Raw genomic sequence first — 25,113 nt, forward strand, 5'->3', positions numbered from 1 at the left:
GGCGTCTGCGAGAATCGGTGCGCGGCGGAGCCACGGACGAGGGAGGAACGCGGTGCGCGAGGAGGGACCGCGGTCGCGGATGCCGCAGCTGAGGCTGGACGAGCTGCTGGACGAGCTGCAGGCCCGGATCGACGTGGCCCGGGGCACCCGTGACCGGGTGCACAGCCTGCTGGAGGCCGTCCTGTCGGTCGGCCGGGAGCTGGAACTCACCCAGGTGCTGCGCCGGATCGTGGAGGCGGCGGCCGTCCTCGCCGACGCCAAGTACGCGGCGCTCGGCATCATCGGCCCCGACGGCGACACCCTCTCGCAGTTCCTGACCGTCGGCCTGGACGAGGAGGAGATCTCCCGGATCGGCCCCTACCCGACCGGCAAGGGCCTGCTCGGCGAGCTGATCCGGCACCCGCAGCCGCTGCGCCTGGAGAACCTCACGGAGCACCCGGCGTCCACCGGCTGCCCCGCCCACCACCCCGAGATGCGGACCTTCCTGGGCCTGCCGGTGCGGGTGCGCGACGAGGTGTTCGGCAACATCTACCTGACCGACAAGCGCGGCGCGGCCGGGTTCGACGACGACGACGAGTCGGTGATCGCCACCCTCGCGGTCGCCGCGGGCGTGGCCATCGACAACGCCCGCCTGTACGAGGAGGCGCAGCGCAGACAGCGCTGGCTGACCGCCACCGCCGAGATCAACCGCCGTCTGCTGTCCGGGAGTTCGCGTGCCCAGGTGGTGGAGCTGATCGCCCAGCGGGCCTGTGACATCTCCGGCGCGAAGCTGGCCGAGGTGCTGACCGCGCTGCCCGACGGCAGCGGCCTGCGGGTCGAACTGGCCCTCGGCGGGGACGTCAACGGCCGGGTCGGGGTGGCGGTGGCGCTGGACGGCACGATCTCCGGCGCGGCCTGCGCGACCGGCTTCCCGGTCGCCTCGCCCGACCTGGCGCAGGACCCGCGCTACCCCGGCTGCGTGCCGCGCTTCGAGGGCACGGGCCCGGCCGTCGCGGTGCCGCTGGGGCGGGCCGAGGGCCACACCGAGGGGGTGCTGCTGCTGGTGCGCGGCAGCGGCGAGCCGGAGTTCACCGAGCGCGAGACCGACCCGCTGCTGGGCTTCGCCGACCAGGCCGCGCTCGCCCTGGAACTGGCCGAACGGCGGCGCGACGCCGAGCAGTTGGCCGTCCTGGAGGACCGCGACCGGATCGCCCGCGACCTGCACGACCTGGCCATCCAGCGGCTGTTCGCCACCGGCATGACGCTCCAGAGCGCGTCCCGCTTCATCGACCACCCCGGCGCGGCCGACCGGGTCCTGCGGGCGGTCGGCGACCTGGACGAGACCATCAAGATCATCCGTTCGACGATCTTCGGGCTGCGGGTGCGCGAGGCCGGCGCCGGGCAGGGCCTGCGGGCCCGGGCCGTGCACGTGGTCGAGGAGGCGCAGGCCGCCCTCGGCTTCGCGCCCCGGCTGAGCATGGAGGGCCTGCTCGACACCGATGTGCCGCCCGCCGTCGCCGACCACCTGGTCGCCGTCCTCGGCGAGGCGCTCAGCAACGCCGCCCGGCACGCCCGGGCCGGCCGGGTCGAGGTCACCCTCCAGGCGGCCGGCGGCCAGGTCGCGCTGACCGTCCAGGACGACGGCGTAGGCATCCCCGCCCAGGGCCGCCGCAGCGGCCTGCGCAACCTGGCGGAGCGCGCCCGCACCCTCGGCGGCTCCCTCGCCGTCACCGCCCCGCCCGCCGGCGGCACCGTCCTCAACTGGACCGTCCCGCTCGGACACTGACGATCCGTCAGTATCCGTCCGCCGGACCCGCCGTCAGCCCAGCGCCGCCGCCTTGCGCAGCAGGACGGCCCGTTCGCGGGCGTTGCCGCAGCGCCGGGCGGCGAGTTCGAGTTCGGCGCGGGCCTCGGCGGTGCGGCCCAGCCGGGACAGCAGTTCGCCGCGCACGCCCGGCAGCAGGTGGGAGCCGGGCAGCCGGCCGGCGGCGAGCAGGTCGTCGACGAGGGCCAGCGCCTCGGCCGGGCCGCTCGCCATCGCGACCGCGACCGCCCGGTTCAGCTCGACCACCGGCGACGGCGCGATCCGGCCGAGCGCCTCGTAGAGCAGCACGACCTGCTCCCAGTCGGTCTCCGCCACCGAGGGCGCCACCGCGTGGCAGGCGGCGATCGACGCCTGCAACCCGTACGGCCCCGGGCCGCGCCCGGTCGACGCGGCCCGGCCGAGCGCCGCCAGCCCGCGCCGGATCGCGGAGCGGTCCCAGCGCCCGCGGTCCTGGTCCTCCAGCAGCACCGCCTCCCCGTCCGGCCCGGTGCGGGCCGGGAAGCGCGCCGCCGTCAGCTCGAACAGCGCCAGCAGACCGTACGGTTCGCCCTCGTCCGGCAGCAGGGCGGCCAGCGTCCGGGCCAGCCGGAGCGCCTCGTACGCGAGGTCCGGGCGGAGCAGGTCCGGGCCCGCCGTCGCGGTCGACCCCTCCGTGAACACCACGTACAGCACGCTCAGCACCGCGCCCAGCCGGGCCCGCCGCTCCTCGGCGGGCGGCAGCTCGAACGGGACGCGGGCCGCCGCGATCGTCTTCTTCGCCCGGGTGATCCGGGCCTGCACGGTGGGCACCGGCACCAGGAACGCCCGGGCGATCTCCTCGCTGGACAGGCCGCTCACCACGCGCAGCGTCAGCGCCACCCGGGCCTCGGGCGAGAGCACCGGGTGGCAGGCGGTGAACACCAGCGCCAGCACGTCGTCGTCGATCCGGTCCGGGTCCCACGGCAGGTCGTCCGGCCGCGCGCCGCCGGGCGCCGCGCCCGCGTGCGCCTCGCCCTCGGCGAGCGGGCCCGCCAGCAGGGCGTACCGGCTGTCCAGCGCTGAGCGGCGGCGGAAGGCGTCCACCGCCCGCCGCCGGGCGGTGGTCAGCAGCCAGCCCACCGGCTCGGCGGGCGCGCCGTCGCGCGACCAGCGGACCAGCGCCTCCGCCAGCGCCTCCTGCGCGACGTCCTCGGCCAGCGCGAAGTCCCCGGTCCAGCGGGCCAGCGCGCCGACCACCCGGGCTGACTCGATCCGCCAGACCGCCGCGACGGCCCGCCGCGCCGCCTCGGTGACCGGTGGGCCGTCGTCGGTGACCGGCATCAGAGCTGACCGGTCCGCTCGCGCCACGCCCGCTCCTTGACGATCCACTCGTTGTCCTGCGGGAACTCCTCGATGCCCGGCACCCGCCGCACCTCGCACTTCGCCCCCGGCATCGCCGGCAGCCGCTTCGCCCACTCCACGGCCTCCTCCTTCGACGCGACGTCGAGCAGGTAGAACCCGCCGAACAGCTCCTTCGTCTCCCCGTACGGCCCGTCCGTGACCACCGGCACCTCACCGCCGAAGTCGACCACCGCGCCCTGCGACGCGTCGTCCAGGCCCTCCGCGGCGACCAGCACGCCCGCCCGGATCAGCTCCTCGTTGAACCGCCCCACCGTTTCGAGCATCTCCTCGAAGGGCGTCTCCATCATCTTCGCGAGCGTCTCGTCCGTCGCCCGCATGATCAGCATGTACTTCGCCATCGCCGCTCTCCTCGTCCTCGGGGCCGTGTTCCGACCCTCTCCACTCCAAGGTCGAACGGTACGGGCGCGGATCGACACCGGAACCGAAAAAGTTCGCCCTCCTCCCCGCACCGCCCGTCCGACGGCCTCCGGCAGCCGCCGCCCGGGTCAGCGCGCGATGGTGCGCGGGGTGCTCGGACGGCCGCCGAGGAGGTCCAGGCCGATCAAGGTGACCCGGGCCTCCGAAGCCCACCGCGATCCGGTCCGGGACGTACCCCTTCCCCTTCGCGCCCTGGTAGGAGCCGAGCCCGTCGCCCTCGCCCTCGCCGCACGTGCCCGGGTCCCCGTGGCGGGCGGACCAGCCGCTGCCGACCACCAACTCCAGCCGGGGGACCGGATCGATGGAGAAGACGACGTCGGTCACGGTCACCCCCCCGGGGTGCCGGGGCTCAGAAACCCCGCTCGCCGCTGCCGCTACCGCCGCCGCTACCGCTGCCGCCCGGCTGCGCGGCCAGGGTCTGGGTGGCGATCACCGCGGCCTGGACGCGGCGCTCCACGCCGAGTTTGGCCAGCAGCCGGGAGATGTGGTTCTTCACGGTCTTCTCGGCGAGGAACACCCGCTCGCCGATCTGGCGGTTGGTCAGTCCCTCGCCGATCAGCGCCAGGATCTCCCGCTCCCGGTCGGTCAGGTGCGGGAACTCCGGTGCGGGCGCCGGGGTGTCACCGCGCAGCCGGGCCATCAGCCGGGTCGCCGCGCCCGAGTCCAGCATCGACCGGCCCGAGGCGACCGTGCGGATCGCGGTGACCAGGTCGGTGCCGCTGATCTGCTTGAGCACGTAGCCCGCCGCGCCCGCCATGATCGAGTCGAGCAGCGCCTCCTCGTCGTCGAACGAGGTGAGCATCAGGCAGGCGAGTTGCGGCATCCGTGAACGCAACTCCCGGCAGACCGTCACCCCGTCGCCGTCCGGCAGCCGCATGTCGAGCACCGCGACGTCCGGGCGCAGCGCCGGCACCCGGGCCAGCGCCTGCTCGACCGTCCCGGCCTCGCCGACGACCTGGAGGTCCGGCTCCGAGTCCAGCAGGTCGTGCACCCCGCGGCGGACCACCTCGTGGTCGTCCAGCAGGAACACCCTGATCGGTGCCGAACCCTCGGACATGGCAGCACTCCTCCTCGCAGACCCCTGCCCCCCGCGTACACCCCGCAGTCTGCCAAACCCGTCCCGCCCGCCGACAGGGCCACCCGCCCCCGACCGCCGCCCGGACCAGGACCCGACCGGCCCTTGACGGTTTCCGCCCGGACGTGCTCGAACCGCCCGCCGCGCCCACACCCTTCACCTCACCGTGCCCGTGCCGCCTCACCCGCCGCCCGCGTCATCCGCCGCCCGGGTCACCCGCCACGTTCCACCGCCCGGCCCGCCAGGGCGGCCGCCCGCCGCCCGGCCCGGCCCACCCCGCGGCGGAGCGGGTCGCGCCGCGCGCCCCCGCCCCGCCGGTGGTGCGGCTGCTGACGGCGGTCGAACCGGCGGCGGGTCAGCGGGCGCACGGACGGGCGGTGCGGACGGGGCGCGCGAGGATTCCCCTCCCCGGCGGCGCGACCATGGCAGTCTGCCGAAACGGTCCGGCGCGCGGCCAGGGGCAGGAGGTCCCGCGCACCGGGCCGATGGTCCCGGACCGGACGGACCGGCCTGAACCCCCGCGCCCGGGCGAACCGTCCACCGGCCCCGCCTCGACGGCCCGGCGGCGCCCCGCGACCGCACTCCGCTCGGGCACCGCCCGCTCGGGCCGGGCCACCCCACCCCCGGCCCGACGTCCACGGCGCCCGCCGCCTCCCCCTTCGTCCGCCCCGCCCCTCCTCACCCACTGCTACGACCCGCCGAGCCCGCCACCCGTCTCCCCCCGGACAGGGTGGTGGCGGGACGTCAGGACTCGTCCGGCTGCCAGGCGCCGACGCCGATCCGCCCCGTCGTGCCCAGGTCGAGTTCCGGCGTCACCGTCACCGGCGCGGCGTCCGGGGTGGCCCGCACCCGCACGTACGGTGCGTTCACCGGGGCCGAGGAGGCGTCGTCGGTGTTGCGCCACACCAGCGTCGCGTGCGCCTTCCCGCCCGGTGCGAGGGTGAAGCGCCGGGGCGGGGCGTCCGCGCCGGTGCTCGTCGCGATCGCCGCGCCGCCCTTCAGCACCTGGACGCCGTCCAGGGGGGTGTGTGCCTCGTCGAGCAGCTGGGTCTGCGGGTAGCCGTTCAGCGTGACGTCCTTCGTCCCGCAGTTCTCCAGGTGCAGCCCCACCACCCGCAGCCCCATCGCCGCGTCGCCCCGGTCCGCGTAGACCCGGATTCCGGCGGCGGGGCAGGCGCCGCCGGTCGACGGGGCCTCCGCCGTCGGCACGCTGCGCACCCGGGTGATCCGCACCTTCGGGACGGGCGCCGCGGCGCCGGACGGGCCGGGGGAGGGGGTGGATCGTGCGGCGCCCGAGAAGGTCGGTTCCGCGCCCACCGGGAGGTCCGGCGGGGCGGGACGCCCGTTCAGCGGGAAGGTGCCCCGGACGGTCGCCCCCGGCGCCACCGCCGTCCGGGTCCCCGTCGCGTTGGACGACAGCCGGGCCTCGGTGCCCGACCAGCCGAACGACACCGCGACGTCGACGGCCTCGGTGCCCGGGTTGGTCACCTCGTACTCCAGGCAGTCCGCGCCGACGGCGAGGACACGCACCGTGTCCCGGGTCCAGCCGTCCGGCCGCGCCGCCGGGGCCGCCCCGCAGGGGCCCGCGCTGCCCGTGGCGGACGGTGCCGCGGACCCCGCCGCGGTGCCCCCGCCCGCCGTGGCCGACCCGCACCCGGCGGCCGCCCCGATCGCCACGACCGCGACCGCGGCCCCCACACCCACCCGAACCGTCCGCATCCAAGCCATCCGCCGAGTCGACCACGAACCTTCCCCCCCGGGCTGTGGCCCGCCTCACACCTCGTGCAACAGCCCTGCAACGGTTGCCTGCCGACACCCCGTCAGGCGAGCCCGCCAGGTGGCACCAACTCGCCTCCCCCGTAAGGGCGGTGGGCCGACCCGGCGTCAGAACGGCAGCGAGTGCGGCCGGACCGCCCCGTTCGCCGGACCGCCCCGCCCGCCGGACCGCCCTGCCCGTTGGCCAGGCCGCGCCGGTGGCGAGCGCGGTCCACATAGCGCCGAGCGCGCCGGGCGCCGGGCCGTCCGGCTGATCGGCCGTCACCGGGCCGGGCGGCGGGGTCCAGCCGAGGCGGGCGTCCAGCGGGGCCCGGTCGGGCGGGCAGAACGGCATCGCGAGTTCCAGGCCGTCGGTCCGGGCCACGTCCAGCGCGGCAGCGGCGACGACGGTCCGGACCGTGGCCGCGCCGGTGCGGCGAGACCAGCACCCCGCCGATCCCGGCCACCGCGAAGCGCCGCCCGCCGCCCTCGACCGGCGCCACCACGAACCCGCGTGCCCCACCGGCCAGCCGTCGCGGTGCACGCCGAAGTGCCGGTCCTCGGGCCGCCAGGTGTCCGGGGCCGCCGCCACCGCGAACGGGTCCGCCGACTCGCCCAGCGCCTGGAGCGTCGGCCGACCGCCCCACTCGGCGGTCGGCTCCGCGGCCGGTGCGACGTCCCGCTGTCCCGTCACCGCCCTGCTTCCGTGCCGTGCCGTGCCGTTCCGTGGGCGCTGTTCCCGCAGGTGGGCGGCCGGCCGGGCGTCCCGCGTTCAGCAGTCGCAGCCGCAGTCGCACCCGCTGCAACACCCGTCGCCCCCGCAGCAGTCACAGCAGTCCCAGTTGCACGGGTCGCAGCAGTCGCCGCAGTCGCAGTCGTGTCGCTGGCAGAACCCCTCGCGCCGCTCACGGGTGAACGGGTCGTCGTGGTCGCAGCAGAGCAACTGGCAGGTGCAGGCCATCGTCAGCCAGACCGCGCAGCCCGGGATCAGCGAGCGGGGCTGCTTCGGCTTCCCGACGTCGTGGGTGTGCTCCGGGGCCGACGGGGCGCCGGGATCGGCGTCGGGCGGGGAGGTGCGCGCGGCGGCGTTCGCGCAGGCCCGGTGGTGGGCGCGGCGTCCGAAGACGCGGTCCACGGCCTCCTCGGTCTCGTGGCCGAGCAGGCGGTGGACGAGCGCCCGGTCGGTGAACTCGACCTCCCGGAGGGCGAGTCGGATGCCGTGGACGGCGTCCCGGCACAGCCGCTCGGCCTCGGCACCGGTGGTGCCGGAGGCGGTGAGCGGGTTCCACAGCCCGCGGGCCTCGTCGTCCGCGCGGTCCTCGGCGGCGTCCAGCAGGTGCGCCAGCCGCCCGAACAGCCGGCCCGCCTCGGCGAGCGCGGCGGCGTTCCCCGGCCGGCCCGCCAGGACCGCGGTGTGCGCGAAGGCCGCCGCCGTGGCCTCCTCGGTCGGCGCGGTGGCGAGCAGCAGCGGCCCGCCGGCGGTCACCGCGGACTCGGCCGCGCCCTGGCGCCCGGCGGCGGCGAGCAGGACGCCGGTGTCGAAACCGACGGCGGCGCCGCCGCTCGCGCTCTGCCGGTCCCAGCGCCGTGCCACCTGCCGGGCTCCGGCCGCCACCGGCCGGCGGGCGAAGACGCCGTCGCCGTCCAGGACGTGGTCGCGGACCTTCACCGAGGCCAGCGCCAGCGAGACGGCCGCCGCCAGCCGCGCCCCCTCGCCGGTCGCCACGGGCGCGGTGCGCATGCCGCGCAGCGGACACGGCCCGGCCGTGCGCCGGTCCGCCGCCCGCGGCGACTGCGCCTCGACCAGGACGGAGACGACCAGGCCGTCGTAGTTCGTCGCCGTCCGCGCCAACTGCCCGTGGCCGTCGCGCAGGGCCAGGCACAGCCCGCACAGGTGCGCCGTCCACGACGCGTGCAGGCGCTCCGACAACCGGTGTCTGCACGGCCTGATGATTCCGAACACGTCCCGCCCCTTCTCCCCGCCCACCCGCGCCGGTCCGCCGTACCGGTCAGCCGCGCTGGTCAGCCGTGTCGACCGGCCGCCATCCTAGTGACGCGAGGTCCGCCGCCGGGGTTCCCCCTCCCCGGCTCGGCGGTGGCCGGACGACACGTCCGGCGAGAAGTGGAACGCCACCACCGGCATCCGCCGCGCGTAGTGGAAGCGGTGCGCGCCTTGGTCGACCACCCCGGAGTCCAGCTCCACCCGCGCACAGCCCGCCAGGGCCGCCCGCCGCGCCGACTCGGCCGGCAGCCAGGACCCGACGCCGCCCGAGCGCAGCGCCGGATCGGTCACCAGGTCGTCGACGAACAGCACCCGCCCCCGGCTGGCCGCCAACGTCCGGCGCGCCGCCATACCCACCCAACAACCTTGTCCGGTAAACAAGTTGATGTACGCGGGTACCGGACCCGACCCGGGGCACACCACCCGCGACGCACTGCCCGCGACGCACCGTCAGCGACGCACCGTCAGGGCGGGCCTCACCGGGCGGACGCGGGCCTCACGGGCCGAACGAGCCGTCCGGGCCGCCGGTGCACAGCAGCCCGGCGGGGGAGGAGAGCTGCCAGGGGTGGACCGGCCCGCCGGGGGCCGGGTCGGGGGCGACGGCGAGGACCTGGCCGGTGTCGAAGGCGAGCTCCAGGCCCCCGGCCGGGGTGACGGTCGTCGCGGTGATGACGGCGTCCGCGAGCCGCCCGAGCGCGCCGGAGGTGGTCAGGCCCAGCGCGGGGTAGAAGTGCTCGACCTCCGCGCCGTGCCGCAGCCGGAAGTCGTTCTCGACCGTCAGCAGCAGCTCGCCGTCCAGGCGCAGGAGCAGCCGACTGCCGCCGCCGAGCGCCCGCACCGCACGCCCGTCCAGCTCGGACCCGAGCGACTTCCCCACCCCGCACCTCCCGGTCTTCCCGATCTCCGTGATCTCCGCGATCCGCCGGCCGCACCGGCGGACACCGCCCCGACCTGCCTATTCATACCCGGCCGGGCCCCCGGTACCCGCCGCGAACCGCCGACCGTCCCGTCCCGGCAACGTCATTCAGGGGCCACTCAGGGGCCGATCAGGGGCCGATCACCGGGGGCGCGCCGTCGAGGAGTTCGACCGGCCCGGCCGTCGGCGGCAGGGCGCGCACCGCCAGGCAGGCCGCCAGCCGCCGGGCCTGCGGCGGGCTCAGCACCGTCGCGGCCTCCCGAGGGGTGAACAGCCGCCACTCGGCGATCTCCTCCTCCTGCACCCGGACCGCCGCCAGCATCCCGGGGTCCGCCGTCCCGCCGTCGTACACCAGCGACAGGTGCGGCGGTTCCGACGTCCGGCCGTCCGGCTCCGGTGCCCGGCCGCCCACCCAGTCGACGGCCAGCAGGCGGCCCGGTTCGTGCCGCCAGCCCAGCTCCTCCAGGGTCTCGCGGCGGGCCGCCGCCCGGGGCAGCTCCCGGTCCGCCTCGATCGACCCGCCGGGCAGCACCCACGGCGACTCGCCCCGCCACGGCGCCAGGCGCACCAGCAGTACCCGCCCGTCCGGGTCGGTGAACAGCGTCCGGGCCTTGGCCCGGACCCGCGGGCGGGTCGCGTAGTAGGCCGCCTTGTCCAGCGGCGGCGGCGGTGCGTCCCGCCCGCTGCCGGGGGGCAGCAGCCCCTCCAGGGCGGTCGCGCCGAGGTACGCGGGGGCCGGGCGCGGCGGCAGGTGCAGCGCGGAGTGGCCGACCGGCAGGCCGTCGGCGAGTTCCAGCGGGGCGGCGGCGCGCGGGGCCAGCACGCACGCCCCCATCCGGCGGGACAGCAGCGGGGGCACGGCGGAGAGCAGCAGCTCGGACGGCAGGTGGACCATCGCGTCCAGCTCGGCCCGCTCCAGCCGGACGGCCGCCAGCTGCTCCGGGGTCAGCGGGTCGGCCCAGTACAGGAACGCGGCGACCGGCGGTCGGTCGTGGTCCCGCGACCAGTCCAGGCAGGCGAGTTCGCGCAGCACGGGCGTGACGCCCAGCTCCTCGCGGATCTCCCGGACGGCGGTGTGCCGGGGCGAGGGGTCGCCCGGCTCCCAGCCGCCGCCGGGCACCGCGACGGGGTGCTTGGCCCGGTACGCGTTCCGCACCACCAGCAGCCGCCCCCGCCCGTCGGGGAACAGCACCCCCGCCGCCGCCATGATCTCCCGCCCGCTCACCGCAACCCCCTCGCCCGCCGCCGGCCGTCCCCGCCCAGCATGCCCCGGACCGAACCGAACTGGATCTGCCCGGCCCCGCCGCGACGCCGACGAGCCCGTGACGGACCGACAACTCGGTCGTCACGGGCCCGCGCTCCCGGCCCGCCGCGGTCCACCGCCCGCGGCTCCCGGCCGGTGCGCCGCCGTCAGGCGTGCGCCGGAGTCTCCTGCAACTGCGCGTACGGCGCGAGCTTGCGGATCGACTCGATGCTCTTCAGGCACTGCTCGCGGGACTCCTCCGGCTCGCCGATCACCACGACCGAACCGTTGCTCGCCTTGAGGCGGAAGCGGTGGTTGCCCGACTCGTCCACGTACAGCTCGAACTTCCCAGCCATGGAAATGCACACCTCTCGTTGGGTAGCCCCCTCGACGGCCAACGTAGGGTCAACTGCCCTTGCACGCCTCCCGGGTGTGCCATCCGAGTGCGTGGCCGGGCCTGCGGCGGGACCGCCAAGGGAGAGGGCGGCGCGATGGTTGAGAGCTGTCGGCTGCCTCATTTCACATCCATTGCACATTGAGGCGAGGGGGCACGGGGTGGCGGTATGTCGTCAGCCGGCGGTGCTTCGAGCTTCGTCCGGGGCTGTGTCACGCTATGTGCCCGTTGACAGAACGTGACTACTGAACCCTCGTGCCCGATCGGCCCTACCGGGGGAAGGCCAGACACCTGCGGGGATCGGCGCGGAGACGGGTGGCGGCCAGGAGGTAGGCGCCGGGGGCGGGTTTGCGGTGGGTGACGTGTTTGCGGGCGAAGATGTGGCGGAAGAGGTGGTCGAGCTCGGTGGCGGTGAGGCCGGCTCGGACGACTTCGCCGCCGTTGGCGGAGGCGACGGCGGCAGGGAGGATGGAGGCCAGGTGGCGGGCGGCGGCCACGACGCGTCGGACGGGGCGGGCGAGTTGGGTGCGGGCGGGGAGCCCCAGGTCGCTGCGCAGACGGTGGCATAGGGCGTCCAGGTCGGCCAGCGGGGCGTCGTGCAGCCAGGGTCCGGGGACGGTGAGGTCCAGGTCGGTGAAGGAGGCGCGGTCGGCGGACCTCGTGTGCTGCGCCCCGCGCTCCAGGGCCTCGTTCGCCACCAGGGTTCGGTGTCAAGGGTGTGGGCGGCGTGGAGCTGCTGGAGCAGACGGTCGGATGAAGGCGAGCTGACGGGGCGGGCATTTGATGATGCGCTGGTCGGCCAAGCAGTGCGTCACTTTCTACGACTTCCTCCCGGGCCGCATCGCCCATGGCACGATGTGAAGCATGGGTACGCCAGGGCGGGTCAGCGGCAAGGTGTCGGTCGAGAACAGCCAGTTCGGCCTCTGGGAAGACGACCCCTTCGATGAAGGGGGCGGTCCTTGGACGGCTCTGGAGATCGCAAACCCTCCGTTCTTTGCCACCGTTGACGAAGGTCGTGTCAAAGTGCGGAGTCTGTACAAGGATCATTACGCCTCAGTCACCCTGGAATATGGTCAAGGTGCTCTTGCAGTGGCGCACGGCTGGGAAATGATCGGCACATACCGCTATGTCACTCGGGGCGCCGCGGTGGAGCTGTGGTCGCTTTTCTCTGGTCCGGCTGGTGTTGAGCTTGAGTTCGGTGAACCGCAGTCGACCTTGTGGCTGCAGATATTCCGCAGGAGGCCGGAGGGGGCTCCCTCTTTCGAGGAGGGCCCCCTCGGTGTGCCTGAGGGACTGGAGGAATATTGGTTCTACTTCTCGCCCTGCCGGTGACCGACTGCCCCTACGGGGTGATCAGAACCTTGAATGTGTCGTTGTGAAGGATTCTCTGCGAACCGTAGAAATTCGCAAGGTCGTATCCCGCGTTGCTGTTTTCAGTCGCGCTGACATACTTGACGGAGAAGTTTCCGTTGCCGACGCCTGCCCCCTCCCATGTCGATGCGAACGGGAATTCGTCGCACTCCTCAAGCGGCCCGTGGGGCAGGGGGGTGCATGCCCTGCTCACGGCGCTGCGATTGTCGGCATACGCCTGGGCGGCCAACGGGTTGGCTCCGGAGTAGAGGCGAGACAGCGTGGAGCCCTGCTGGGCGTTCCCCGGGATCACCTTGGGTGAGTTGTCGGACTTCACTGGGAGCGTGCTTCCCGGGTCGGTGAATGCCTGGTTGATGTGCTGGGCAACTCCCTTGACGCGCGTGTCGCTCATGCTCATGGTCATCGAGGGAGTCAGCTCGCTGAAAACGGCGCCCTGCTTGGACGGCAGGTAGGAAGCCGAGTCGAATCGGACCGTGCTAAACCCTCCGGAGAGCCACTGAGTGGGGTAGGTCCCGGCAGGGAAGAATATCTTGTAGAACCATTGGATGGTGCAAACCTTGATCTTGTCGTCCCCGTCGCCGGTGGTTGGCGGAGACGTTATGTTCATTCCGAGGAATCCGTTTCCCTGTAGCTGGGCGGCCGTTGCGGTGTAAGGGTTGGTTCCCCCCGATACGGTGCATTCCGGGTCGTTCGCGCCAGTGCCGGCCGCCCGGTAAGTCTGGATTTGGCTGGCGGCGGTGTAGACGCCGCTGTAGCGGATATCGGTGATCTCGACGCTGCTGAGGACTTCCCTGGTTCCGTTGGATCCCGTTGTCACCTCGGTCTGTAGGAAGCTGATCGTCCCGAGGGTCTGACCGCTCGCGCTGACTGCAATGGAATAGATCGTCTGGTAGCGACAGAAGTCATATCGGGATATGACCTTGCCTTCTCGCACCCCGGCATCGGGGTTCGCCCGGCAAGCATTGAAGTCCACGATTCCTGTGATTCCCGCCGTACTGCCTGCTGCAACGTTCGGCACGCGCTGTGGCGGGGCTCCGCTCTCACCGACCGAAGGGCTCGGCTCGATGCCGGCCGCCGGGGAGACTGTGCCTCCGATTTCTACCGATCCTGCTGCGGAGAACCGCTCCCGGACGTGCGAAATATTCTCCCCCACCTGCACGGTGATGGAGGGGTCAGAGCTTGAGTAGGAGACGATGGATATGTTTCCATGCGTTTCTGCGTAAACAGGTGAAGTCGCAGTCAGTGCGGTTGTCGCAGTCAGCGCAGAAACCAGTGCGAGGTGACGCCATTGTATATTCAATCCTACCCCCCGGGCATGATTGGCCTAATTCCTGTGAAAACCCTACTCGGGGCTCCGCTTGATCAATATGATGGTGTACGCACTTGGCTTGTTCTGGGCGATGACTGGCCGGTCCGGGTGGCCGACCGTGGCACGCCTTCGGCGGGCACGCCGCAAGCGGGGGTGACCGGGACCCGCCGTGATCAGCCTGTCGCGCGTCAGACTTTGTGGCAGGACTCGTTTGTTGCGGGTCCTGCTGCTTGAAGGAGTCTGATCGATCATGGTGAGACCGCCGGCGTTGCCGCCGCAGGAGAAGGTCCGGATCGTGCTGTCGATCCTGGCCGGTGAGATGACCGTCGCGGAGGCTACGCGGCGGGCGAAGGTGTCCGGGCAGTCGATAGGAACCTGGAAACGCCGGTTCCTGTAGTCGGCCGGGCCGGCCTCGCGGGCAAGTCCGGTCCCGGCGCCCGGGAACAGCCACTCGGGGCCCGGGTTGCCGATTTGACCCAGGCGCTGGGTGAGGCCGCGGTCGAGCTGCGGGTGTGGAAGAAGTCCGCGGAGGGCTGGCGGCCCTTCGCGGACCTCGAGGTGATGCGCACCGAGGCGGGCATGCCCACCGCGAGGTTCTGCCGGCTCATCGGCGTGCCCGAGCGGACCTGGCGTCGCCACCAGGCCCGCGCACGCCAAGGCGCGCAGGCCGGGGGGCCGTGGCCACGCCCGGCCCGCGAGAGTGTGAAGGAGACCGCCCGCCGGCACGCGCTCGCCCATCCCGCCCGGGGCCACCGGAAGGTCTGGGCGATGTGCCGGTACGACGGCCACCGGGTCTCGCAGGCGACCGTGCTGCGGCTGCTGCGCGACGAGGGTCTGCTGCTGGAGGCGGACTACCAGCGCGAACGTCGCCGGCTCGCCGCCCGCCGGGACGTCCATCCGGGGGGCCGGGTCGCCCACTCGCTCCGGGCCTCCTGCCCGCCGTCGGGCGGGCGGGTCAGGAGGCCAACTCCCGTTCCAGGGTGGGGCGTCGGTCCGCGAGCCAGGATTGCAGGCGGTCCCAGCGGGGCCAGCCGCCGTACGCGTCGAAGTAGCGGGTGAACGTGGGGTGTCCGGCCGTGACGCGGCGGGCGACGAAGGTGCGGCAGACGGCGGTGGCCTGTTCCAGGACGGTCGGCAGGGCCAGGCGGTCGGCCGGCCGGAGGCCGTAGGCGGTGGCGAACAGGGCGAGTCGGGCCGGGACTTCGAGGTCGGCGCGGGCGGTCTCGGCGGCGGTCGCCGGGTCGAGCACCGGCACCCAGTAGCGGGCGGTCAGGGCGACGTCCCAGAGCGGGCGGCCGGGGGCGGCGAAGTCGAAGTCGATCAGCGCGGCGGCCTCGCCCGCGCGGAAGACCACGTTCTCCGGGCAGGCGTCGTTGTGGCACAGCAGCGGCCCGCCCTCCGGGTCGGCGAACTCGCCGGGCCAGGCCGCCGCCGGGTCGAACGGCGTCCGGGCGGCGGCCTCGTGCCAGCGGCGCAGCAGCCGGGCCACCGACACCAGCGCGTCCTCGCCCAGCGCCCAGGCCGGGTACGGCGGCAGGGCGACCTCGCCCGGCAGGAACTCCAGCCGCTCCCGCCCGTCCGCCACCGGGCCCACCGGCACCGGCGCCCCCGGGAAGCCGCCCGCCCGCAGCCCGGTCAGGAAGGCGTGCAGCGCCCCGGCGTGCGGCGGCGCGGGCCGCTCCACCACGTCCCCGCGCCGCACCACGGCCCCCGCGTTCGCCCACCCGCCCGCCAGCTGTTCCCCGTCCATGTCCATGCCCCGATCCTCCCACCGGACGGCGGACGGCGGACGGCGGACGGCGGTCGGCTGTCGGCGGCTCAGAGCAGCCGGGCGGTGACCGTCTTGGGCCGCTGGTACTCGCGCAGGGCCAGCGCCGACAGGTCGGTGCCCGCGCCGGAGGAGCGGCGGCCGCTGTGCGGGAGTTCGGCGGACTGGGCGAGGTGGCAGTTCAGCCAGACCTCGCCGGCCGAGATCCGGTCGGTGAGGGCCAGGCCGGTGGACAGGTCTGTGGTCCAGACCGAGGCGGCCAGGGCCTGCGGGACGGACTCGGCCAGCGCCACCGCCTCGTCCAGGGTCGCGGCCCGCTGCACGGTCAGCAGCGGACCGAACACCTCCTCGACCACCGCCGGATCGTCGTCCGGCAGGTCGGCCAGCACCGTCGCGGGCCGCCACAGCCCGTCGCCGCGTCCCGGCGCGGTGTGCACGGTCTTCGCCCCGGACGAGGCCAGGAGGCGGTCGTAACGGGCCGCCTGGTCCGGGTTGTTGAGCGGGCCGAAGTCCCGCCCGGCCCGCCGCTCGGCCAGCGCGGCGGCCAGCGCGGCCACCGCCTCCCGGTAGGCCGGCTCCAGCACGATCACCCGGGCGGGCGCGGCGCAGCTCTGCCCCGCGTTGTACGTGCACGCGGCGGCCAGCTGCCGCCAGGTGTCGGCGGGGGCGTCCGGCAGCACCAGCACCGGGCTGTTGCCGCCGAGTTCGAGGCTGACCGGGGTCAGCCCGGCCCGGGCGGCCACGTCCGCGCCACCCGCCGGGCTGCCGGTGAAGGCGACCAGGTCGCAGCCCGCGCCGACCAGCAGCCGGCCGGTCTCCCGGTCGCCCGGCAGCGCGGTCAACACGCCCGGACCGAGGGCCTGTTCGGCGTGCTCGGCGAGCAGCAGCGCACTGTCGGGGGTGGTCTCGGCGGGCTTGAGCACCACCAAGTTCCCGGCCGCCAGCGCGGGCGCGCAGCGCCAACCCGCCATCAGCAGCGGGTAGTTCCACGGCACCACGGCCGCCACCACCCCGACCGGCTCCCAGCGCACCCAACTCTGGTGCCCGGGAAGGTAGTCGCCCGCGGCGGGCGCCGTCGCGGCCCGCACCGCACCCCCGTAGAACCGGAACAGGTCGGCCACCTCGGCCACCTCGTTCGCCGCCTCCGCCACCGGCTTCCCGGTCCCGGCGCACTCGGCCGCCACGTACTCCCCGGCGTGCCGCTCGACCAGCTCCGCCAGCGCGCCCAGCCGCCGCTGCCGCTCCCGCGGCGCCAGCGCCGCCCACCCGGCCCGGGCCGCCCGGGCCCCGGCCAGGGCCGCCGCCACCTCGTCCGCCCGGCCGGGCGCCACGGTGCGGCGGACACCGCCGGTGCGGGGATCGATCAGTTCCATCGGCGCTTCTCCCTCGTTCGCGCAGGACTTCTTCACGGGACTTCTTCACGGGACTTTCCGCGGGACTTCCGACCTGGATTCCTGCCGGTCCTCTCGTGGCGTTTCTCACAGGTCGTAGGCGCGCAGCCACAGTTCGAGGGTGAGCAGCAGCCACAGCTTGCCGCCCTGGCGGGGCAGCAGCAGCCCGCCGCCGCGCATCCAGGTCTCCACCGTGTCCGCCCGGAACAGGCCCCGGGCCCGGGCGGTCGGCCCGAGCAGCAGGTCGGCGGCGAGCTCGCTGAGCGGGCCGTGCAGCCACTGCTGCACGGGCACCCGCATGCCGCTCTTCGGCCGGTAGGTGACGGTGTCGGGCAGCAGGTCGCGCACCGCCTCCTTGAGGATCCACTTCTCCTCCGTGCCGCGCAGCTTGAGCCCCGGCGGGGTGGCGAACGCGTGGTCCACCACCCGCCGGTCGAACAGCGGCGAACGCCCCTGCACGCCCTGCGAGGCGGTCAGCCGCTCCACCTTGGTGAGGATGTGGTGCGCGCCCTTGGTGCGCAGGTTGCAGTGCAGCAACTGGTCCAGGAGCGAGGGGAACCGGCGATCGGTCAGGTAGGGGGCGACGTGTCGGCGCGGGTGCGGGGCGGACTCCAGCGCGGCCAGCGCCTCGCCGGTGAGCAGCGCCGGCAGGTCCTCCCAGCACTTGCGGTACGTGTGCAGGTAGGCGTCCGCCCGGGCCTGCGCCGCGTCGTCGTCCCGCATCAGCTCGAACACCAGCATCGGCAGGTTCTTCGGCCCGCCGAACACCGGGTCCCCGCCCTCGCCGTTCAGTGACACCGCGATGCCGTCGCCCGCCACCGCCTCCGCCAGCATCAGGTTCGGCACCGTCAGCGGGTCCCCGACCGGGCTGTCCAACAGCGCCACGGTGTCCGCCAGCCGTGCCGCGACCTGCTCCCCGGGCACCGTCAGCACCCGGTGCGCCGTCCCGCAGTGCGCGGCCACCAGGCCCGAGTAGCCCAGCTCGTTGGGCAGTTCGGCACCGAAGCTGATCGAGTACGTGCGCACCGTCCCCCCGTGCAGCCGCGCCGCCAGCGCCGTCACCAGCGAACTGTCCACCCCGCCGGACAGCAGCACCGCCACCTCGCGCCCGCCCTCCGGTAGCCGCCGCGCCACCGCCAGCTCCAGCAGCTCCCGCAGGCCCTCCGCGTAGTGCCCGGCCGTCAACTCGCCGCCGGAAGAACCGGGTTGCGGTTCCCAGAACGCCTCGACGTCCACCCGCCCGTCCGGCCGCAGCCGGGTCACCCGGCCGGGCAGCAGCTCGTGGACGCCGCGCAGCAGGGTCTCCTCGCCCGGCAGGTAGGCGAAGGTCAGGAAGGAGCGGACCGCCGACAGGTTCAACCCGGTCTCCACGTCGGGGCGGGTCCGCAGCGCGCGCAGCGAACTGGACGCCGCCCAGCCGCCGCCCGTGGTCCGGCAGTGGAACGCCGTCCGGGCGCCGACGTGGTCGCGCACCAGCACCAGGTCCGGCCCGTCCAGCACCGCCAGGGTGAACATCCCGTCCGCCGCCCGCAGCCCGTCCGGGCCCAGCGCCGACCAGCAGCGCAGCAGCAACTCCCCGTCCGGGCAGGACGGTTCGGCCGGACGCCCGGCGGCGGCCAGCACCGCCAGCAGCTCCGTCCGGTTGTGCAGCGTCACCTCGCCGACCGCGGTGCGCCCGTCCACCGTGAACGGGCCGTCCGCGAAACCCGGCTCCCCGGCCAGCAGTGCCGCCGCGAGCCGCCGCCCGCCCGCCTCGAACGGGCCCGCCACCAGGCCGGGTTCGGGCCCGACCGGAGCGGGCAACGAGCTGACCGCGTAGCGGGCCGGAGGGGTGGGGCGGTGGAGGCGGTCGAGGTGGTCGAGGTGGTGGGGTCGGGCGGGGGTGCCGGGCGGGGCCGCGGTGCGGGCCGTCGTCCCGGGGTGCTGCTCAGCCAAAGTCGTCCCCGTCCCAGCCGTCGTTGTCCGACGGATCGCCGCCGTCGGCGCCGTCCCCGGCGCTCCCGAACCCGCCCGAGTCGAACCCGTCCGGGTCGGAGCCGTCGTCGTGCCGGTGGTCGTCGCCCCCGTCGTCGAAGCCGCCGTCCCCGCCGCCGCCGTCCCCGCCGCTGCCGCCGTCGCCCCCGGCGCGGGCCCGCTCGGCCTCCCGGCGCAGCTCCTCCTCCTCGTCGGCCGAGAGGAGTTCGGGCGCGTAGTGCGCGGCGGCCACGCCCGCGCCCAGGCCCAGCGCGCCGAGCACCACGCCGACCCGGCCCGGGAACGAACTGCGGTTGACCAGCACGTACCGCCCCTGGCCCCACACCGTGCGGCCGTAGCCGATGTCCCGGCCGTAGCCGACCCGGCCGTCCGCGTGGACGCGCTTGACCAGGTCGCGGCCCAGCCGCTCGTCGGTGCCCGCGTCACCCCGGTCGTCCCGCCAGTGGACCCGGCCGTCGGCGCCGCGACTGCGCCACTCGCTGCGGCCGTCGGAGTACCGGCGGTGCACCGTGCCGTCGGCCAACAGCTCGTCGCTGTAGGTGATTTCGGGTGGCTGAGTCATCGTCCACGTCCTCGGGGGGTCAGGGCGTCGGCCAGGTCAGGAAGCCGGTGTCGCGGGCCCGGGTGGGCGCGGCCGGACGGGCGGGCGGGGCGAAGCCGCCGCCGCGGACGGTGCGCAGGACGGCCCGCAGCAGCCGGGCCGGACGGACCGCGGCCAGCTCGGCGACCCGGCCGCCGGCCAGCCAGGCCCGCTCGGCGGCGGGCAGCTCGGCGGGCAACTCCTCGACCGCGCACCGGGGTCGTCCGCCCGGCGCGGCCAGGTGCAGGGCGGCGGCGTGCCGCGGCAGCAGCCCCGCCGTGCGCACCCGCAGCCGCGGCCCGGCGTGCGCGCGCACCCGGACGAACAACTCCAGCCCGGCGGGGGAGGCGTCGTGCAGGACGTGCACCACCGCCCCGTCGGCCCGCGCCATCGCTGCCAGCAGCCGCCCGTCCAGCGGCAGCCGCTCCGGGGTCAGGACCGGGCAAGCCCCTTCCAGGTGCAGGCGGTTGGCGCGCAGCATCCCGGCGATCGCCGGGTCCTGGCAGACCAGCAGCCGGGGGAAGGCGTAGTCGTACAGGTCGCCTTCCGGCCCCGGCCGTTGCGGCGCGGGGGCCACCGGGTCCGGCAGGACGTCCAGTCCGGGGTGCCGGGCGAGCGTGGCGGCGAACCGGGGTTCGGACAGCAGCGGCCGGGTGGTGTACCGCAGGCGGTGCGGCCCCCGGTGCAGCGGGAACAGCGTCCGGTCCGTCTCGTAGTACAACTGCCGCGCGGTGAAGGCGAGTCCACCGGGCCGGGCGCAGCGCTCGGCGGCCGACCGCAGGGCGCGGTCGAGCAGCCGGTCGGGCACCGGTATCGCCGATATCGCCGGTGTCACAGCGGACCTCCCGGACGGGCGGCCCCGCGCGGGGCGAACGGGCGCGGGACGGAAGGGCGTCGGGCAGGTTCGCGGTGGTCGGGCGGGTGGTCGGGGCCCGTGGTGCGCGCGGTCATCGGGTGCCGTCCGTCGGGTGCGGGGCCGGGGTGGTGTCGGTTCCGGTGCGCGGGGCGGGGATCGCCCGGGGCCAGGTGAGGAAGCCGATCCGTTCGGCCCGTCGCCGGGTCTCCGCCGGGCTCTCGACCTCGGCGGCCCCGGTCCGGACGGTGGTGGCGTGGGCGGTGGCGGGGGCGGCGACGGCCCGTTCGACGGCCTTGTCCAGCAGTGCCATCAGCTTCACCGGCGGCAGGGCGATCAGCGGGGAGGACCAGTTGTCGAGCAGCCACTCCCGTTCCCGGTCGGGCAGGCGCCGCCAGCCGGGGGAGCCGGCCAGCGCGTCGGGCACCGCCGGCCGCTCGGCGCCGCCGGTGCGCAGCCGCACCGCCCGCGCGGGGACGTCGACGGCGCGGGGCAGCAGCCCGCAGTCCACCACCCGGCGGTCCGGCAGTTCGGCGCGCAGCCGCGCCGTCCGGGCCAGCGCGGTCAGCGACAGGTCGCGCACCACCACCACGGGCAGTCCGGCCGGAAGCTGCGCGGGCGTCCGGGCCAGTGCCACCCGGTGGCGTTCGGCGAAGCCGTTGACGCGCAGGAAGGCGAGCACGGCGGGCAGTTCGCACAGCACCACGGCGCGCGGGTCGGCCGGCCAGGTGGGGACGTCGGCGGTCGGCAGCTCCGCCAGCCCGTCCGGGAGCGCGCCGTACACCTGGCGCCAGCGCCCGGCGACCCGCCGCTCGAAGTCCTCCGGCCGCACCCAGGTGCCGAACGGCCGGGGCGGGCGGTACTGCTTCGCGCCCTGGAACTGCCGGTAGGACAGCCAGCCGAAGAGGAACGCGAGCGGGTCGAGCAGCAGATGGGCGAGGCCGCCGACGCCGACGGAGAGCGAGACGGCGAGGACGACGGCCGTCGCCAGCACCGTCCCGCCGGTGACGCTGCCGCGCCGCTCCTGCCCGGTCGGGAAGCGGTACAGGCGGCGTTCGTTGACCCAGTACAGCTGCTCGACGGTGATCCGCAGCCCGCCGGGGGCGGCCTTCGCCACCAGCTCGCGGAACTTGGTGTCGTGCAGGCGCCCCGGCTCGACCTTCGGATCGAGCGCGAACACCTTCCGGCAGTTCGAGCAGGTGTGGCCGGTGCGTTCCCGCTGCCGGCGGTCGACGTGGCAGTGCGGACAGATCATCGGGCGTCCTCCCAGGGCGACGGGCGTCCTCGGTCGGGGGGCTGATCTCGGCGGGCCGCCGTCGGACACTCCATCAGACGCGGCCGACAGCCGGGGCGTTGCAACGGCCCGACCAGCCCACCCGGCCCGACCAGCCCACCCGGCCCGACCAGCCCACCCGGCCCGACCAGTCCAACCGGCTCAGCCGGCCCGACCGGCCCAACCGGCCCAGCCAGTCGTCCCGGCCGTACCGGGCGTCCGCCCCGGTCGGCCTCACCGGGTGTCCTCCAGCGCGGCGGCGGCCCGGCGCAGCCCGAGCGCCAGCCGCTCGCGGAGGGTGACCGTGCCCGGGCGCTGGGCCGCCGCGACCTCCCGCAGCGCGGTGGCGAGTCCGTCCTCGCCGCGCCGCTCGGCGGCCTCGGCGGTGATCGCGTAGTCCTCGTGGTCGATGCCGTAGCCGGTGTTCGCGGCCAGGATCGCCAGCCGGTCGCGGCCCCGGTTGCCGAACGAGTGCGGCATCAGCCCGGGTATCCGGATCAGCGTGCCCGGCGCCAGCCGGACCTCCACCACCTGCCGCCGGCGCGCGTCGTACAGGCCGCAGGAGGCCGGGCCGAGCGCCAGCACCAGGTGCTCACCGCCGTGCGCGTGCGGGGTGAACGCGCTGTGCGGGGCGACCAGGCCGAGCTTGTAGGTGGCGTTCGACGGGCGTTCCGGGGAGGTCGCGGCGTCCCCGATGAAGTAGTGCGCCCACTGCCGGTCGTCGATGAAGCGCAGCAGCCGGCTGTTCGGGTCCTGCGGGCCGAGCTCCCGGGCACCGGTGCGGTCGGCGCGCAGCACCCGCCCGTCCGGGCGCAGCCGGTACAGCTCGGCGCCGTCCGGCAGCCCGGACGCCTGCCGCTCCAGCGCGCGCAGCCCCCCGCGCAGGTCCCCGCGTATCGGCATCAACGACCCCCTCGTCGGTACTCGCCGTGATGCTACCCGGGCTGCCGGGTGCGCTGACCAGCGGGATACTCGAACAGACGTTGAACTCTGCGGAGGTGAGAGCGATGCCCGCGACCGCTACCGGAGCGCCGCAATCCAACCCGATCCGTCGAATGGCCGCCTGGCTGACCGCCAAGCACAACTCCTCGCTGGTCTTCCTGCTCGCCCTGTCGCTGGGCCTGGGCCTGGTCGCGCCGCAGGTCGGCCAGCTCTGGCTGCTGGTGGTGTTCTCGGTGGTGTGGGGCGTGACCATCGTCGCGTTCGCCGCCCAGTTCGTCGGCCGCCACGAGCACGCCCACCCCCGCCACGCCCACCCGCACCACGCCTGAGCCCACCCGCACCACGCCTGAGCCCGGCCCGCCCTGGGGGTGGCCGCGTCCACGGCCACGCCCGGGTTCACGGCCGCGCCGGGTGCCGGGTCAGCTCCCGGACCACACCGTGGTGATGTTGCAGAACTCCCGGATGCCGTGACCGGACAGCTCCCGCCCGTAACCGGAGCGCTTGACCCCGCCGAACGGGAGGGCCGGGTGCGAGGCGGTCATCCCGTTGAAGAAGACCCCGCCCGCCCGCAGGTCGCGCACGCACCGCTCGCGGTCCGCGTCGTCCCGGGTCCAGACGTTGGAACTCAGGCCGAACGGCGAGTCGTTGGCGACGGCGACGGCCTCGTCCAGGTCGGCGACCCGGTACACGGTGGCGACCGGGCCGAACGTCTCCTCGCGGTGGATCCGCATCCGGGGGGTGACGCCGGTCAGCACCGTCGGCAGGTAGTACCAGCCGTCCGCCAGCGCCGGGTCGTCCGGCCGGCCGCCGCCGCACTCGGCGGTCGCGCCGAGCGCCACCGCGTCCGCCACCAGCTCCTCCAGGTCGGTGCGGCCCTGTTCGGTGGCCAGCGGGCCGACCTCGGTGCCGTCCGCCATCGGGTCGCCGACGGTCAGCGCCCGCATCCGCGCGGTGAACGCGGCCAGGAACTCCTCGTACACGTCCGTGTGCACGATGAAGCGCTTGGCGGCGATGCAGGACTGCCCGTTGTTCTGCACCCGCGCGGTCACCGCCCGCTCGGCCGCGGCCGGCACGTCCGCCGAGGGCAGCACCAGGAACGGGTCGCTGCCGCCCAGCTCCAGCACCGTCTTCTTGATCTCGTCCCCGGCCACCGCCGCCACCGAGCGGCCCGCGCCCTCGCTGCCGGTCAGCGTGACCGCGGCGATCCGCTCGTCCCGGATCACCGCCTCGACCGTGCCCGAGGAGATCAGCAGGGTCTGGAAGCACCCCTGCGGGAACCCGGCGCGGGCGAACAGCTCCTCCAGCGCGAGCGCCGTGCGCGGCACGTTCGAGGCGTGCTTGAGCAGGCCCACATTGCCCGCCATCAGGGCCGGCGCGGCGAACCGCACCACCTGCCAGAACGGGAAGTTCCAGGGCATCACCGCCAGCACCGGCCCCAGCGGCCGGTACCGGACGTACGCCGACACCCCGCCCGAGTCCTCCACGTCGCCCGGCTCCGGGTGCTCGTCGGCGAGCAGCCCCTCGGCCCGCTCCGCGTACCAGCGCATCGTCTTGGCGCACTTCGCCGCCTCGGCCCGGGCCTGCGCCAGCGGCTTGCCCATCTCCAGCGTCATCGTCCGCGCGACCTGCTCGTTCGCCTGCTCCAGCAGCTCGGCGGCCCGCCGCATCAGCTCGGCCCGGTGCGCGAAGGTGGTCAGCCGCCAGGACTCGAACGCGGACTGGGCCCGGGCGAGCCGGCGCTCCACGCCCGCCTCGTCCAGCGGATCGAAGACCTCGACGGTGCGGCCGTCGGCCGGATTGACGGTGGCGATGGCCATCGGGCCATTCCTTCCTCGACTGCCGCCCGGCCAACCGGGCGGGGGGCGGACATCGAGGGGAGCGAGGAGGTGGAGATAGGAATCGAACCCATGTACACGGCCCTGCAAGCCGCTGCCTCGCCTCTCGGCCACTCCACCCGGCTCCCTCGCGTGACTCAGAAACTAGCAGCGGGAAAACCCGGAGCGGGAATCCGACGCACCCGGAACTCACCCGAATGCCGATCCTGCCCCGGAATGTGACGATCGATCAGCAGATGATCGGTTTTGCCCGCCGCCCTCGACCCCTACCCCCTGCGCCCGCCCCTACTCCTCGCTCCTCGCCCTTCCCGTCCCGTCCGCCGTCCGGCTCCGCGACTACCCTGGGCGCCGTGCAGATCGACGACCTCAAGCGCCTCCGCAGGGCCCGCGACACCATGGACCGCGACTACGCCGAACCGCTGGACGTCGCCGCCCTCGCCAGGGTCGCGCTGATGTCCGTCGGCCACTTCCAGCGCAGCTTCCGCGCCGCGTACGGCGAGACCCCGTACAGCTACCTGATGACCCGCCGGATCGAGCGGGCCAAGACGCTGCTGCGCCGGGGCGATCTGTCCGTCACCGAGGTGTGCATGGCCGTCGGCTGTACCTCGCTGGGCTCGTTCAGCACCCGGTTCACCGAGCTGGTCGGCGAGAGCCCCAGCGCGTACCGGGCCCGCGACCACAGCGCCGCCGAGCACATCACCGCGTGCGTGGCGATGTACCTGACCCGGCCGGTCCGCGGCACCGACACCGGACGGCCGCAGTGACTCGAGGCAGCGGCCCGCCGGTCGCGGCGGACCGGGCCGGGAACGGATCAGGAACGGAGAAGCGCGG

25 protein-coding genes and 1 tRNA gene are annotated in these 25,113 nt (G+C 74.9%); 5 read left to right on the plus strand and 21 right to left on the minus strand.

The window, feature by feature from the left end; translation table 11 throughout:
* Positions 1 to 79 precede the first annotated feature (79 nt).
* On the plus strand, positions 80 to 1,765 hold the full coding sequence (locus tag K353_RS07285; protein ID WP_199528020.1) for a GAF domain-containing sensor histidine kinase: 1,686 nt from the start codon (positions 80 to 82) through the stop codon (positions 1,763 to 1,765).
* Between the two features lie 33 nt (positions 1,766 to 1,798).
* Here the strand turns inward: K353_RS07285 and K353_RS07290 are convergent, their stop codons facing one another.
* The 10 genes from K353_RS07290 to K353_RS07335 all read right to left on the minus strand — a co-directional run bounded on the left by K353_RS07290 (position 1,799) and on the right by K353_RS07335 (position 11,684).
* Positions 1,799 to 3,130: an RNA polymerase sigma factor gene (locus K353_RS07290; RefSeq protein ID WP_111552736.1), complete on the minus strand. Its 1,332-nt coding sequence runs from the start codon at positions 3,128 to 3,130 to the stop codon at positions 1,799 to 1,801.
* Positions 3,103 to 3,522: a YciI family protein gene (locus K353_RS07295; RefSeq protein ID WP_111552737.1), complete on the minus strand. Its 420-nt coding sequence runs from the start codon at positions 3,520 to 3,522 to the stop codon at positions 3,103 to 3,105. The genes K353_RS07290 and K353_RS07295 overlap by 28 nt, the downstream gene beginning before the upstream one ends.
* A 428-nt stretch (positions 3,523 to 3,950) precedes the next feature.
* Positions 3,951 to 4,658, minus strand: a complete 708-nt coding sequence (locus K353_RS07300; protein WP_111552738.1) for a response regulator transcription factor — start codon at positions 4,656 to 4,658, stop codon at positions 3,951 to 3,953.
* Between the two features lie 762 nt (positions 4,659 to 5,420).
* Positions 5,421 to 6,206 (minus strand): DUF4232 domain-containing protein, encoded by a 786-nt coding sequence (locus K353_RS07305; protein WP_233533426.1) that lies wholly within the window; start codon positions 6,204 to 6,206, stop codon positions 5,421 to 5,423.
* 997 nt (positions 6,207 to 7,203) lie between these two features.
* Entirely contained in the window at positions 7,204 to 8,394 is a 1,191-nt protein-coding gene (locus K353_RS07310) for a DUF5685 family protein (RefSeq protein WP_111552802.1), read from the minus strand.
* An 84-nt stretch (positions 8,395 to 8,478) separates the two neighbouring features.
* The gene (locus tag K353_RS07315) at positions 8,479 to 8,856 is read right to left on the minus strand and encodes a GNAT family N-acetyltransferase (RefSeq protein WP_370447568.1); all 378 of its coding nucleotides are present in this window, start codon (positions 8,854 to 8,856) and stop codon (positions 8,479 to 8,481) included.
* Positions 8,857 to 8,929: 73 nt separating this feature from the next.
* Complete coding sequence (locus K353_RS07320) at positions 8,930 to 9,310, minus strand: DUF6188 family protein (RefSeq protein WP_100834969.1); 381 nt, start codon at positions 9,308 to 9,310, stop codon at positions 8,930 to 8,932.
* Between the two features lie 169 nt (positions 9,311 to 9,479).
* Positions 9,480 to 10,574, minus strand: a complete 1,095-nt coding sequence (locus K353_RS07325; protein ID WP_146616417.1) for an NUDIX hydrolase — start codon at positions 10,572 to 10,574, stop codon at positions 9,480 to 9,482.
* Positions 10,575 to 10,759: 185 nt separating this feature from the next.
* Positions 10,760 to 10,948: a YegP family protein gene (locus K353_RS07330; RefSeq protein ID WP_100834967.1), complete on the minus strand. Its 189-nt coding sequence runs from the start codon at positions 10,946 to 10,948 to the stop codon at positions 10,760 to 10,762.
* A gap of 307 nt (positions 10,949 to 11,255) precedes the next feature.
* Positions 11,256 to 11,684 (minus strand): HAD family hydrolase, encoded by a 429-nt coding sequence (locus K353_RS07335; protein ID WP_111552742.1) that lies wholly within the window; start codon positions 11,682 to 11,684, stop codon positions 11,256 to 11,258.
* 166 nt (positions 11,685 to 11,850) lie between these two features.
* On the opposite strand from K353_RS07335, the gene K353_RS33715 reads away from it, so the two are divergent.
* A complete protein-coding gene (locus K353_RS33715; protein ID WP_146616419.1) occupies positions 11,851 to 12,318 on the plus strand; it encodes a hypothetical protein in 468 nt (155 codons plus the stop codon).
* Positions 12,319 to 12,328: 10 nt separating this feature from the next.
* On the opposite strand, the gene K353_RS07345 is transcribed toward K353_RS33715, so the two are convergent.
* Positions 12,329 to 13,330: a NucA/NucB deoxyribonuclease domain-containing protein gene (locus K353_RS07345; protein ID WP_111552744.1), complete on the minus strand. Its 1,002-nt coding sequence runs from the start codon at positions 13,328 to 13,330 to the stop codon at positions 12,329 to 12,331.
* Positions 13,331 to 13,916: 586 nt separating this feature from the next.
* Here K353_RS07345 and K353_RS35345 point away from each other — a divergent pair.
* Positions 13,917 to 14,063 carry a hypothetical protein gene (locus K353_RS35345; protein WP_233533427.1) on the plus strand — a complete coding sequence of 49 codons (147 nt, stop codon included), beginning with the start codon at positions 13,917 to 13,919 and terminating at the stop codon, positions 14,061 to 14,063.
* A 558-nt stretch (positions 14,064 to 14,621) separates the two neighbouring features.
* Here the strand turns inward: K353_RS35345 and K353_RS07360 are convergent.
* From K353_RS07360 to K353_RS07395, 8 genes are all read right to left on the minus strand, one after another.
* Positions 14,622 to 15,422, minus strand: coding sequence for an aminoglycoside phosphotransferase family protein (locus tag K353_RS07360; protein ID WP_111552746.1), 801 nt, complete (start codon positions 15,420 to 15,422; stop codon positions 14,622 to 14,624).
* A 62-nt stretch (positions 15,423 to 15,484) separates the two neighbouring features.
* A complete protein-coding gene (locus K353_RS07365) occupies positions 15,485 to 16,807 on the minus strand; it encodes an aldehyde dehydrogenase family protein (RefSeq protein ID WP_111552747.1) in 1,323 nt (440 codons plus the stop codon).
* Between the two features lie 105 nt (positions 16,808 to 16,912).
* Positions 16,913 to 18,760, minus strand: a complete 1,848-nt coding sequence (locus K353_RS07370; protein WP_233533428.1) for an asparagine synthetase B — start codon at positions 18,758 to 18,760, stop codon at positions 16,913 to 16,915.
* Positions 18,753 to 19,361 (minus strand): hypothetical protein, encoded by a 609-nt coding sequence (locus K353_RS07375; protein ID WP_111552748.1) that lies wholly within the window; start codon positions 19,359 to 19,361, stop codon positions 18,753 to 18,755. Before K353_RS07375 ends, K353_RS07370 begins: the two co-directional genes overlap by 8 nt.
* Positions 19,362 to 19,380: 19 nt before the next feature.
* Positions 19,381 to 20,214: a hypothetical protein gene (locus K353_RS07380; protein WP_233533429.1), complete on the minus strand. Its 834-nt coding sequence runs from the start codon at positions 20,212 to 20,214 to the stop codon at positions 19,381 to 19,383.
* Positions 20,215 to 20,326: 112 nt separating this feature from the next.
* Positions 20,327 to 21,487 carry a hypothetical protein gene (locus K353_RS07385; protein WP_111552750.1) on the minus strand — a complete coding sequence of 387 codons (1,161 nt, stop codon included), beginning with the start codon at positions 21,485 to 21,487 and terminating at the stop codon, positions 20,327 to 20,329.
* A 73-nt stretch (positions 21,488 to 21,560) separates the two neighbouring features.
* A complete protein-coding gene (locus K353_RS35350) occupies positions 21,561 to 21,743 on the minus strand; it encodes a hypothetical protein (protein WP_111552751.1) in 183 nt (60 codons plus the stop codon).
* The gene (locus K353_RS07395; RefSeq protein ID WP_111552752.1) at positions 21,740 to 22,408 is read right to left on the minus strand and encodes a cupin domain-containing protein; all 669 of its coding nucleotides are present in this window, start codon (positions 22,406 to 22,408) and stop codon (positions 21,740 to 21,742) included. Before K353_RS07395 ends, K353_RS35350 begins: the two co-directional genes overlap by 4 nt.
* 152 nt (positions 22,409 to 22,560) lie before the next feature.
* Here K353_RS07395 and K353_RS07400 point away from each other — a divergent pair, with 152 nt between their 5' ends.
* On the plus strand, positions 22,561 to 22,776 hold the full coding sequence (locus K353_RS07400) for a hypothetical protein (RefSeq protein ID WP_100834960.1): 216 nt from the start codon (positions 22,561 to 22,563) through the stop codon (positions 22,774 to 22,776).
* Positions 22,777 to 22,866: 90 nt separating this feature from the next.
* Here the strand turns inward: K353_RS07400 and K353_RS07405 are convergent, their stop codons facing one another.
* Both K353_RS07405 and K353_RS07410 read right to left on the minus strand, forming a co-directional pair.
* Positions 22,867 to 24,264: an NADP-dependent succinic semialdehyde dehydrogenase gene (locus K353_RS07405; protein WP_111552753.1), complete on the minus strand. Its 1,398-nt coding sequence runs from the start codon at positions 24,262 to 24,264 to the stop codon at positions 22,867 to 22,869.
* A gap of 67 nt (positions 24,265 to 24,331) precedes the next feature.
* A tRNA-Cys gene (locus K353_RS07410) sits at positions 24,332 to 24,402 on the minus strand.
* A gap of 275 nt (positions 24,403 to 24,677) precedes the next feature.
* Between K353_RS07410 and K353_RS07415 the strand changes: the two genes are divergently transcribed.
* Positions 24,678 to 25,046 (plus strand): helix-turn-helix transcriptional regulator, encoded by a 369-nt coding sequence (locus K353_RS07415; protein WP_370447569.1) that lies wholly within the window; start codon positions 24,678 to 24,680, stop codon positions 25,044 to 25,046.
* Positions 25,047 to 25,113 lie beyond the last annotated feature (67 nt).

The sequence above is a fragment of the Kitasatospora sp. SolWspMP-SS2h genome (genome assembly GCF_003259315.1).
In the GTDB taxonomy this organism is placed as follows: Bacteria; Actinomycetota; Actinomycetes; order Streptomycetales; family Streptomycetaceae; genus Kitasatospora; species Kitasatospora fiedleri.